10 protein-coding genes and 1 pseudogene are annotated in these 10,267 nt (G+C 68.9%); 4 read left to right on the plus strand and 7 right to left on the minus strand.

Features of this window, described 5'->3' with window-relative positions; all coding sequences use genetic code 11:
* The 6 genes and pseudogenes from QZ433_RS10055 to nrdH form a co-directional block, all read right to left on the minus strand.
* Window positions 1-255: pseudogene (locus QZ433_RS10055) on the minus strand (hypothetical protein); the annotation flags it as partial.
* Complete coding sequence (locus QZ433_RS10060; RefSeq protein WP_295782773.1) at window positions 252-830, minus strand: TetR/AcrR family transcriptional regulator; 579 nt, start codon at window positions 828-830, stop codon at window positions 252-254. The pseudogene QZ433_RS10055 and the gene QZ433_RS10060, both read right to left, overlap by 4 nt.
* A gap of 113 nt (window positions 831-943) precedes the next feature.
* The gene (gene nrdF, locus QZ433_RS10065; protein ID WP_108320566.1) at window positions 944-1,918 is read right to left on the minus strand and encodes a class 1b ribonucleoside-diphosphate reductase subunit beta; all 975 of its coding nucleotides are present in this window, start codon (window positions 1,916-1,918) and stop codon (window positions 944-946) included.
* A gap of 38 nt (window positions 1,919-1,956) precedes the next feature.
* On the minus strand, window positions 1,957-4,113 hold the full coding sequence (gene nrdE, locus QZ433_RS10070) for a class 1b ribonucleoside-diphosphate reductase subunit alpha (protein ID WP_295782778.1): 2,157 nt from the start codon (window positions 4,111-4,113) through the stop codon (window positions 1,957-1,959).
* On the minus strand, window positions 4,095-4,535 hold the full coding sequence (nrdI, locus tag QZ433_RS10075; protein WP_108320568.1) for a class Ib ribonucleoside-diphosphate reductase assembly flavoprotein NrdI: 441 nt from the start codon (window positions 4,533-4,535) through the stop codon (window positions 4,095-4,097). Before nrdI ends, nrdE begins: the two co-directional genes overlap by 19 nt.
* Before the next feature lie 28 nt (window positions 4,536-4,563).
* Entirely contained in the window at window positions 4,564-4,797 is a 234-nt protein-coding gene (gene nrdH, locus QZ433_RS10080) for a glutaredoxin-like protein NrdH (RefSeq protein ID WP_295782781.1), read from the minus strand.
* 388 nt (window positions 4,798-5,185) lie between these two features.
* Between nrdH and QZ433_RS10085 the strand changes: the two genes are divergently transcribed.
* A complete protein-coding gene (locus tag QZ433_RS10085) occupies window positions 5,186-6,391 on the plus strand; it encodes an MFS transporter (RefSeq protein ID WP_295782784.1) in 1,206 nt (401 codons plus the stop codon).
* Between the two features lie 45 nt (window positions 6,392-6,436).
* On the opposite strand, the gene QZ433_RS10090 is transcribed toward QZ433_RS10085, so the two are convergent.
* Window positions 6,437-6,841 carry a pilus assembly protein CpaE gene (locus tag QZ433_RS10090; RefSeq protein WP_108319951.1) on the minus strand — a complete coding sequence of 135 codons (405 nt, stop codon included), beginning with the start codon at window positions 6,839-6,841 and terminating at the stop codon, window positions 6,437-6,439.
* Between QZ433_RS10090 and QZ433_RS10095 the strand changes: the two genes are divergently transcribed.
* The 3 genes from QZ433_RS10095 (at window position 6,840) to QZ433_RS10105 (ending at window position 10,218) form a co-directional block, all read left to right on the plus strand.
* Entirely contained in the window at window positions 6,840-7,667 is an 828-nt protein-coding gene (locus QZ433_RS10095; RefSeq protein WP_295782788.1) for an alpha/beta hydrolase, read from the plus strand. The two genes, QZ433_RS10090 and QZ433_RS10095, sit on opposite strands and share 2 nt — an antisense overlap.
* Before the next feature lie 116 nt (window positions 7,668-7,783).
* Window positions 7,784-8,944, plus strand: coding sequence for an acyl-CoA dehydrogenase family protein (locus QZ433_RS10100; protein ID WP_295782791.1), 1,161 nt, complete (start codon window positions 7,784-7,786; stop codon window positions 8,942-8,944).
* Window positions 8,944-10,218 (plus strand): DUF445 domain-containing protein, encoded by a 1,275-nt coding sequence (locus QZ433_RS10105; RefSeq protein ID WP_295782794.1) that lies wholly within the window; start codon window positions 8,944-8,946, stop codon window positions 10,216-10,218. Before QZ433_RS10100 ends, QZ433_RS10105 begins: the two co-directional genes overlap by 1 nt.
* Window positions 10,219-10,267: the final 49 nt, after the last annotated feature.

The raw sequence follows: 10,267 nt of genomic DNA on the forward strand, positions 1-10,267 counted from the left end.
GAGCGCGGCCTGCGTCCGCACCGCCTGCCCCTGCCGTATCGGGAGCGCGAAGCCGACGCGCAGCGCGACGGTGGTCGCCGCCGTCCGGAACCGCAGATGGATGCCGGACGGCTGCCGCTCCACCATCGTGAACTGCGCGTCGGCTTCGCGCTCCCGATACGGCAGGGGCAGGCGGTGCGGACGCAGGCCGCGCTCGACCGGTTCGAGTGCGGCTCCCCCGCGGACGAGATCGAGGGTCAGAGGGGTGGTGATCATTTCTCGCCTTTCGTGTGCCAGTGGTCCAGCAGGGCGTCGAGGCGGTCGATGAGCAGCAGCCAGGAGTCGTCGGCCGGTGGGGCGCTGTGCGCGAAGCTGCCGACGTGCTCGAGATGCAGGAAGCCGTTCAGGAACGCCCCGACCAGCCGCGTCGCGTGGACCTGGTCGCTTTCGTCGACGCCGTAGCCGCGCAGGACGGCGGCGAGCGCCCGGCTGGATCGGGCTGCCTCGTCGCTGCGCACGACGGCGTCGCCGGCCCGGCGCTGCAGGCTCTGCCAGCGGCCGGGGTGGGCGCGCGCGTAGTCGCGGTGGGCGTCGCACAGGGCACGCAGAGCGTCACGCCCGGCCCGCCCGGCGATCGCGTCGCCGTCGCGGTCGGCGAGTTCTCCGAGGGCGAGGATCGTGACGCCGTCGCGGAGCGCCGCGAGGTCGCGGACGTGTGCGTACAGGCTGGGCGTGCGGACATCGAGCTCGCGCGCGACCGCCGAGAGGGTCACCTCGTCGAGGCCTTGGGCGTCGGCGAGGTCGGCGGCGGTGCGGATGACCGTTCGCGGAGTGAGCGGGGGACGGACCATGTCCCTAGCCTACAGGCATTAGGCAAAAGCCTTAGACCCTAAGCTCACGTTCGCCTACACGACGACGGCCCCGCCACGATCGCTCGTGCGGGGCCGCCGTCGTCTTCGGGGACTCAGAAGTCCCAGTCGTCGTCCTCGGTCGCCTCGGCCTTGCCGATGACGTACGACGAGCCCGACCCGCTGAAGAAGTCGTGGTTCTCATCGGCGTTCGGCGACAGGGCCGAGAGGATCGCCGGGTTCACGTTCGTGACCGACGCGGGGAACATCGCCTCGTAGCCGAGGTTCATCAGCGCCTTGTTGGCGTTGTAGTGCAGGAACTTCTTGACGTCCTCGCTCAGGCCCACCGAGTCGTAGAGGCTCTGGGTGTACCCCACCTCGTTGTCGTAGAGCTCGTACATCAGCGAGAACGTGTAGTCCTTGATGTCCTGACGACGCGCCTCGTCGACGGTCTCGAGACCGCGCTGGAACTTGTAGCCGATGTAGTACCCGTGCACGGCCTCGTCGCGGATGATGAGGCGCACGAGGTCGGCGGTGTTGGTGAGCTTGGCGCGGCTCGACCAGTGCATCGGCAGGTAGAAGCCCGAGTAGAACAGGAACGACTCCAGCAGGGTCGAGGCGACCTTGCGCTTGAGCGGGTCGTCGCCACGGTAGTAGTCCATGACGATGCGCGCCTTCTTCTGAAGGAACTCGTTCTCGGTCGACCAGCGGAACGCCTCGTCGATCTCCTTGGTCGAGCACAGCGTCGAGAAGATCGACGAGTAGCTCTTGGCGTGCACCGACTCCATGAACGCGATGTTCGTGTAGACGGCCTCTTCGTGCGGGGTGATCGCGTCGGGGATGAGCGAGACGGCGCCGACCGTGCCCTGGATGGTGTCCAGGAGCGTGAGCCCGGTGAACACGCGCATCGTGAGGGTCTGCTCCTCGGGGGTGAGCGTGTTCCACGACTGGATGTCGTTGGACAGCGGCACCTTCTCGGGCAGCCAGAAGTTGTTGACGAGACGGTTCCAGACCTCGAGGTCCTTGTCGTCCTGGATGCGGTTCCAGTTGATGGCCTGCACGTGGTTCAGCAACTGCAGCTTCTCAGCCATGTCGTTCCTGTGTCCTTGATCGATGGGTGGTCAGCGGGTCAGAGCATGCACGAGACGCACTCGGTCATGTCGGTGCCCTCGAGCGCCAGCTGACGCAGACGGATGTAGTAGATGGTCTTGATGCCCTTGCGCCAGGCGTAGATCTGAGCCTTGTTGATGTCGCGCGTGGTGACGGTGTCCTTGAAGAACAGCGTCAGCGACAGACCCTGGTCGACGTGCTGCGTCGCGGCGGCGTACGTGTCGATGACCTTCTCGTAGCCGATCTCGTACGCGTCCTGGTAGTACTCCAGGTTCTCGTTCGTCATGAACGGAGCCGGGTAGTAGACGCGACCGAGCTTGCCCTCTTTACGGATCTCGATCTTCGACGCGATCGGGTGGATCGAGCTCGTCGAGTTGTTGATGTACGAGATCGAACCGGTCGGGGGCACAGCCTGCAGGTTCTGGTTGTAGATGCCGTGCGCCTGGATCGAGGACTTGAGCTCGCGCCAGTCGTCCTGCGTCGGGATCTGGATGCCGGCGAACAGCTCCTTCGTCTTGGCGGTCTGCGGCTCCCACACCTGGTCGGTGTACTTGTCGAAGAACGCACCCGAGGCGTAGGTGGAGTTCTCGAAGCCGTCGAACGCGGTACCGCGCTCGATCGCGAGGCGGTTCGAGGCCCGCAGCGCGTGGAACAGCACCGTGTAGAAGTAGATGTTCGTGAAGTCGATGCCCTCGTCGGAGCCGTAGTAGACGTGCTCGCGGGCGAGGTAGCCGTGCAGGTTCATCTGGCCGAGGCCGATGGCGTGCGAGCGGTCGTTGCCGTCCTCGATCGAGCGGACCGAGGCGATGTGGCTCTGGTCGCTGACCGCGGTGAGGGCGCGGATCGCGGTCTCGACCGTCAGGCCGAGGTCACGACCGTCCATCGCCAGGGCGATGTTCATCGAGCCGAGGTTGCAGCTGATGTCCTTGCCGATGGTGTCGTACGAGAGGTCCTCGTTGTACGTGGTCGGGGTGTTGACCTGCAGGATCTCGGAGCACAGGTTGGACATGTTGATCCGTCCGGCGATGGGGTTCGCCTTGTTCACCGTGTCCTCGAACATGATGTACGGGTAGCCCGACTCGAACTGGATCTCGGCGAGGGTCTGGAAGAACTCGCGCGCGTTGATCTTCGTCTTCTTGATGCGCGGGTCGTCGACCATCTCGCGGTACTTCTCGGTCACCGAGATGTCGCCGAAGGGCTTCTTGTAGACCTTCTCGACGTCGTACGGCGAGAAGAGGTACATGTCCTCGCCGTTCTTGGCGAGCTCGAACGTGATGTCGGGGATCACGACACCCAGCGAGAGCGTCTTGATGCGGATCTTCTCGTCGGCGTTCTCGCGCTTGGTGTCGAGGAAGCGCAGGATGTCGGGGTGGTGGGCGTTGAGGTACACCGCACCCGCGCCCTGGCGCGCACCGAGCTGGTTGGCGTAGCTGAAGCTGTCTTCGAGCAGCTTCATGACGGGGATGATGCCCGACGACTGGTTCTCGATCTGCTTGATGGGAGCACCGGACTCGCGGATGTTCGACAGCAGCAGGGCCACCCCGCCGCCGCGCTTGGACAGCTGCAGCGCGGAGTTGATGCCGCGGGCGATCGACTCCATGTTGTCCTCGATGCGCAGCAGGAAGCACGACACGAGCTCGCCGCGCTGCGCCTTGCCGGCGTTGAGGAAGGTGGGGGTGGCGGGCTGGAAACGACCCGAGATGATCTCGTCGACGAGCTGGACCGCGAGGCGCTGGTCGCCGTCGGCCAGGGCGAGGGCGGTCATGACGACGCGGTCCTCGAAGCGCTCGAGGTAGCGCTTCCCGTCGAAGGTCTTGAGCGTGTAGCTCGTGTAGTACTTGAACGCACCGAGGAACGTCTCGAAGCGGAACTTGGCGCCGTACGCGCGGTCGTTCAGCTCCTGGATGAACTCCATCGAGTACTTCGCGAGGACGGTGGGCTCGTAGTACTCCTTCTCGACGAGGTAGTCCAGGCGCTCCTTGAGGGAGTGGAAGAACACCGTGTTCTGGTTGACGTGCTGCAGGAAGTACTCGCGGGCGGCACGCTTGTCGGCGTCGAACTGGATCTTGCCGTCGGCGTCGTACAGGTTCAGCATCGCGTTCAGAGCGTGGTAATCCAGGCCCTCGAAACGCGCCTCCGTCTTGAAGTCCACGTCGGTCAGCTCAACTTCCACCATCGTTCCAATCCCTCGGTGACCCGCTCGACGTCGTCGGGCGTACCGAAGACTTCGAGTCGATAAAGATGCGGCACCGCGCATTTGCGCGCGACGATGTCGCCGGCGAGGCAGAAGGCATCGCCGAAATTCGTGTTTCCCGCGGAGATGACCCCGCGGATGTTGCGTCGATTCCGCTCCTCGTTGAGGAAGCGGATGACCTGCTTGGGGACCGCGCCCTTCTCGACGCCCCGCCCGGCACCCCCGCCGTAGGTGGGGGTGACCAGGACGAAGGGTTCGTCGACGTGCAGGGGCGGATCGGTCGGCCGCAGCGGAATGCGCACGGCCCGTTTGCCGAGCTTCTCGATGAAACGCGCGGTGTTACCGGACACGCTCGAGAAGTAGACCAGCAGCGGAGCCTCGGTCGCCGACACGACAGTGCTCATGACGGAGGTCGGTGAGCCCGTCGCCGGATCAGGCGAGGCGCGACGCGAGCTCGTCGATCTTGTCGGGGCGGAAGCCCGACCAGTGGTCTTCGTCGGTGATGACGACGGGAGCCTGCAGGTACCCGAGCGACTTGACCTGCTCGAGGGCCGACGGGTCTTCGGACAGGTCGAGCACGTTGTACTCGATGCCCTTCGAGTCGAGTGCGCGGTAGGTCGCGGTGCACTGGACGCAGGACGGGTTGGTGTAGACCGTGATCGCCATGTCGTTCTCTCTTTCCCCTGAAAAATCTTCGTCCGGGCGGGCAGGGCTCGCCGGGACCTCAATACTACATATGGGTGCCGACATCGGGGGGCACCACAAGGGGTAGTAGTTACATCCGTGTGATTTTCCACCGTCTCTCCCCATGTACAACACAGGTTGTCCACGATTTCATCCACAGATCCAGCCCCTTCACGAGCGCTGTTAACAGCCGCGATTCCGCGGTTCTGACGCGTCGCGCCCCCGTCTGTCCACAGATCGGACGCTAGACGGGGGTTCCGACATCGCACAGGCGGTGGAAAGAGCGCTCCGGCGTGTCGCGGCGTGTCGCCGCACCGGCTCCCCGCTCCGCTCCTCGGCGGATGTCCGGGGGCGGCTGTAGCGTTGTCCGGTGGCCGCCTACCGCGAACTCCTTCGAACCCCCGGCGTGGGGCGCATCATCGCCGCGCAGTTGACCGCGCGCTTCCCCAACGGGATGACGAGCCTGGCCATCCTGCTCCACATCGAGCACGTCACCGGCTCCTACGGCGCCGCCGGCTTGGTGCTCGCGGCCACGAGCATCGGCCAGGCCGTCGCGGGCCCCGTGACGAGCCGCTGGATGGGCCGCTGGGGCATGCGCCGCGTGCTCACGGTCACCCTCCTCGTGTGCGCCGCGGCGATCACCGCTCTCGCGCTGGTGGAGCTGCCCCTGCCCCTCTACATGGCGCTGGGTCTCATCGCGGGCCTGTCGACCCCGCCGGTGCAGTCGGCCGTGCGCACCATCTACCCGAAGATGGTGCCCTCGAAGCAGCTGACGCCGCTGTATTCGCTCGACGCCTCGCTCCAGGAGATCATCTGGGTGCTCGCCCCGGTGCTCATCACCCTCGTGGCGACGCAGATCGGCACCGTGCCCGGCCTGCTCCTGGTCGTCGTGATCCTCATCGGCGGCGGCGCGTGGTTCATCCTCAGCCCCGAGGTCGGTCGCGTACGCATCCCCCGCAGTCGTCGGGGCCTGGGACGGGTCCTCACCAAACCGCCCGTGATCCTCGCCACCGCGACCGGCTTCCTGCTGATCGGGGCGTGCGCCGCGGTCGAGGCGGGTGTCGTGGCGACCTTCGATCACGGCGGCCTCGAGGCCGGACTCGTCCTGGCCGTCTTCGCCGTGGGCAGCCTCGCGGGCGGTCTGTCGTTCGGACACATCCCGATCGGCCCGTGGGCCATGGCCCGACGCTTCGCGATCGTGGCCCTCGGTCTCTCGCTGACCATCGTCTCGCTCAACGCCTGGTGGCTCGGGGCCACCCTGCTCGTGGCGGGCGCGGGCATCGCTCCGGCCCTCGCGGTGATGTTCGCGATGACCAGCGCGAGCGTGCGCTTCAGCGAGACGGCCGAGGCCTACGGATGGATCGGCACCGGCCAGCTCATCGGCGCCGCGGCGGGGTCGGCGGTGGCCGGGTTCCTCGTCGACGGCGTCGGTCCGACGGGCGCGTACGTCGCCGCGGCCGGTTTCGCCGTCGCCGGCTTGATCGTGTCGGCCGTGTTCGTCCGCGGCTTCCCCGACCTGCGTCACCGCGACGCCAGTCCCCTCCCCGACACCGAGCCCGTCCCCACCGTCACCTGAGCGCGCCGCCCCGGGAGGCGGCGGCATCCCCGGATCGGGAACGGCTCAGTGCGTGCGGCGCAGCAGCTCCAGCACGGCGAGCGCGTACGCGTCGGCGGGCGCGGGGTGATCGAACACCAGCGTGGAACCCCCGACCGAGATCTCCACCTCGTAGGTGTCCGACAGACGCCGCAGCGAGCGGAAGGTCGAGCGCAGCAGCTCGCGCAGCTGGGACTCCGACGGCAGCCACAGCGCGTCCTCGGTCGCGACCGAGTCCAGCGCCCACTCGGTCGTGCCGTTGAAGGCGAGGATGCGTCCCGTCGGGTAATCGCGCGGCTCGATCGTCATGTCGCTGACGGTGAACACGTCGGCCTCGAACTCGGGCTCGTCGAGCTGGAACCGGTCGCCGGAGCGCGGATGCCACACCAGCCCCGCCTCGCGCAGGGCCAGGGCCATCTCGGTCGAGATCATGGCATCCATTCTGGTGTCGTTCCGTGACGGCGGGGCCGAGGCCGCGCCCACCCGGGACAGCACAATGGATGCCATGCCCGCACCCGTGACCCTCCCCCGCCTGTCGTGGGGCGCCGCCGACGCGCCCCGCGTACTCCTCGTCCACGGCCTCGGCTCCGACGGCGCGCTCATGTGGCGATTCGGCACCGCCCTCGCCGACGCGGGGTGGCACGCCGTGGCCGTGGACCTGCGCGGTCACGGCGATGCGCCCCGAGCCCTGGACTACTCGATCGCGGCCTACGCGGCCGATCTCGCCGCCGCCTCCCCCGATGGCGGGGGCCCCTGGGACGCGGTCGTCGGCCACTCCCTCGGGGGCGCGGCGGCCACGGTCGCCGCGGCCGAGCACCCCGGGTGGGCCCGCCGCCTGGTGCTGATCGATCCTGCGATCGCGCTGTCGTCCGAAGACCGCGACATCGTGCGGGTGAGCCAGGTGCAGTCCTTCGCCGACCCGACGGTCGAAGCCGTCCGCGCGGAGCATCCCGCGTGGCATCCGCTCGATGTCGAGCTCAAGGCCCGTGCGACGCAGCGGGCCAGCCGGTGGGCGATCGAGCAGACGTCGGCGCAGAACGAGCCGTGGGACGTCCGCGCCCGGGCCGCCGCGCTGACCCTCCCGACGCACGTGATCGGCGCCGACCCGGAGGTGCACTCGATCTTCACCGGCGAACTGGCGGCCGAGGTGCTGCGGAACCCCGCGGTGACGATGAGCGTGATCGCCGATGCCGGGCACTCCCCCCACCGCGACCGGCCCGAGGCGACCGTCGCCGCGCTGCTGGACGCGTTGGCCTGACGCGCCCCGGCCCGACCCACCGGCGCGGCCCGGGCGGGCCGGCCGAGCCGCGCACCCGTCGACGGTACGCGCCACCCCCACCCGCGATGTCGGCGGTCACGGCCAGAATGGATGCCATGACCTCGTTCGACCCGGCTCGGTTCCTGCCCGACGACCTGCTCGCGCGCATCCGCGAACGGGCCGCCGTGCACGACCGCGACAACACCTTCCCCCACGACGACCTCGACGATCTGCGCGCGGCGGGGTACCTCGGCATCCTGGTCCCCACCGCGCAGGGCGGTGCGGGGCTGAGCCTGGCCGAGGCGTCGGTGCTGCAGCAGCGACTGGCGGGGGCCGCGCCCGCGACGGCGCTCGCCATCAACATGCACCTGGTGTGGACGGGGGTGGCGAAGGTGCTGCGCGACCGCGGCATCGACGACCTGGCGTTCGTCGAGCAGCGCGCGGGAGCGGGCGAGGTGTTCGCCTTCGGCATCAGCGAGGCCGGCAACGACCTCGTGCTCTTCGGCAGCGACACCGCCGCCGAGCCCGACGGCGCGGGTGGGTACACCTTCACGGGCACCAAGATCTTCACCTCGCTGTCGCCGGTGTGGACGTACCTGGGCGTGCACGGTCTCGACAGCACCTCGGCCGACGCCCCGCAGATGGTGTTCGCGTTCCTCGACCGCGGCGACGCCGTCGTGGCCCGCGACGACTGGGACACCCTGGGCATGCGGGGGACGCAGAGCCGCACGACCGAGCTGCGCGGCGCGCACGCCCCGGCCGAACGGATCATCCGGCGCCTGGCCCCCGGACCGCAGCCCGATCCGTTGATCTTCGGTATCTTCTCGGTGTTCGAGATCCTGCTCGCCTCGGTGTACACCGGCATCGCGCGCCGGGCCCTCGAGCTCGCCGTCGAGGCGGCGTCGACGCGGCGGTCGAAGAAGACGGGCACGGTGTACGCCAACGACCCCGACATCCGCTGGCGCGTCGCCGACATGGCGCTCGCCTACGACGCGCTGCCCCCGCAGCTCGCGGCCCTCGCGCACGACGTCGACTCCCGGGCGGACCACGGCGCGCAGTGGTTCTCGCTGCTCGCCGGGGTGAAGTACCGCGCCGTCTCGATGGCGAAGGCGGTCGTGGACGACGCCATCCTGGTCGGCGGGGGGTCGGCGTACTTCGCCCGCAGCGAGCTGAGCCGGCTGTACCGCGATGTCCTCGCCGGCATGTTCCATCCCTCCGACGCCGAGTCGGCGCACTCCACCGCGGCGGCCGCCTGGCTCGGCCCGGTGACCGACTGATGGCGCGCACGCCCACCGCGGCGCTGAGCCACGCCGACCAGGAACGCCGTCGCGCCCTGCGCGTCATGAAGGGCGTCGCCCTGGGCGCGCTGCTGGGCATGGCCCTGATCTTCGCGGTGTCCTTCCCCCTGCAGCGCGAGGTGGAGTGGCTGCAGTACGTCCGCGCCGCGGCCGAGGGCGGCATGGTCGGTGCGCTCGCCGACTGGTTCGCGGTGACGGCGCTGTTCCGGCATCCGCTGGGTCTGCCGATCCCGCACACCGCGATCATCCCGCGGCGCAAGGACGAGATCGGCCGACAGCTGGGCGAGTTCGTCGAGACCAACTTCCTCGAGGGCGACGTGGTGCGCACCAAGCTCGAGTCGACGCCCCTGTCGGCCCGCGCCGGAGCGTGGCTCGCCGACCCGGCGCACGCCGACCGCGTCGCCGCCGAGGGCGCGACTCTCGCCACGAGCATCCTGACCGCGCTCGACGACGACGACGTGCAGGGTCTGATCGAAGACCTCGCGCGCGAGCACCTGCTCTCCCCCGACTGGGGCCCCTCGATCGGCGGGTGGCTGCAGCGGGTCGTCGGCTCGGGCGCGCACCACGGCGCCGTCGACCTCGCCCTGGACAACATCGCCGTCTGGCTCGGCAACAACCGCGACACCTTCCAGGGTCTCGTCTCGCGTCGCCTGCCGTCATGGGTGCCCAGCATGGCCGCGCGTCTCGTCGACGACACCGTCTACCGCGAGGCGGTGCAGTTCGTCGACGCGGTCCGCGCCGACCCCGGCCATCAGGCCCGCGGCGCGATCGACGGCTATCTCGCTCGCCTCGCCGACAACCTGCAGCACGACCCGGCCACGATGGTGCGCCTCGAAGAGGCCAAGGCCGCGGTGTTCGACAGCCCCCGGGTGCGCCAGCTGGCCGCCGACGCGTGGAACACCGCCAAGGCGGGACTGCTGCGCTCTCTCGCCGACCCCGACAGCGCCCTGCGGCGGCGCGCCTCCGCGGCCCTCGCCGAGGTGGGCGAGCGCCTGCAGCACGATCCGACCCTGCAGAAACGCGTGGACGGCTGGGTCACCGACGCCGCGGTCTTCGTGGTCGGGCGCTACCGCCACGACATCGCCTCGATCATCACCGACACCGTCGAACGATGGGATGCCGAAGAGACCACCGAGAAGATCGAGCTCATGGTCGGCCGCGACCTGCAGTACATCCGCCTGAACGGCACCATCGTGGGGGCGCTGGCGGGACTCGTGATCTTCACGGTCGCGCATTTCGCCTGGGGCTCGTGACAGTCCGCGAACGCACGCGCGGATCGATCCCGCGTCGCACCGCCCGACC

It is taken from the genome of uncultured Microbacterium sp. (genome assembly GCF_913776565.1).
GTDB lineage: Bacteria > Actinomycetota > Actinomycetes > Actinomycetales > Microbacteriaceae > Microbacterium.

What these genes read in the sequence shown, in the direction of transcription:
- nrdF (WP_108320566.1), bottom strand. Translation starts at nt 1,918, where the DNA reads ATGGCTGAGAAGCTGCAGTTGCTGAACCACGTGCAGGCCATCAACTGG.
- QZ433_RS10100 (WP_295782791.1), top strand. Translation starts at nt 7,784, where the DNA reads ATGACCTCGTTCGACCCGGCTCGGTTCCTGCCCGACGACCTGCTCGCG.
- QZ433_RS10105 (WP_295782794.1), top strand. Translation starts at nt 8,944, where the DNA reads ATGGCGCGCACGCCCACCGCGGCGCTGAGCCACGCCGACCAGGAACGC.
- QZ433_RS10060 (WP_295782773.1), bottom strand. Translation starts at nt 830, where the DNA reads ATGGTCCGTCCCCCGCTCACTCCGCGAACGGTCATCCGCACCGCCGCC.
- nrdI (WP_108320568.1), bottom strand. Translation starts at nt 4,535, where the DNA reads ATGAGCACTGTCGTGTCGGCGACCGAGGCTCCGCTGCTGGTCTACTTC.
- nrdE (WP_295782778.1), bottom strand. Translation starts at nt 4,113, where the DNA reads ATGGTGGAAGTTGAGCTGACCGACGTGGACTTCAAGACGGAGGCGCGT.
- nrdH (WP_295782781.1), bottom strand. Translation starts at nt 4,797, where the DNA reads ATGGCGATCACGGTCTACACCAACCCGTCCTGCGTCCAGTGCACCGCG.
- QZ433_RS10090 (WP_108319951.1), bottom strand. Translation starts at nt 6,841, where the DNA reads ATGATCTCGACCGAGATGGCCCTGGCCCTGCGCGAGGCGGGGCTGGTG.
- QZ433_RS10095 (WP_295782788.1), top strand. Translation starts at nt 6,840, where the DNA reads ATGGCATCCATTCTGGTGTCGTTCCGTGACGGCGGGGCCGAGGCCGCG.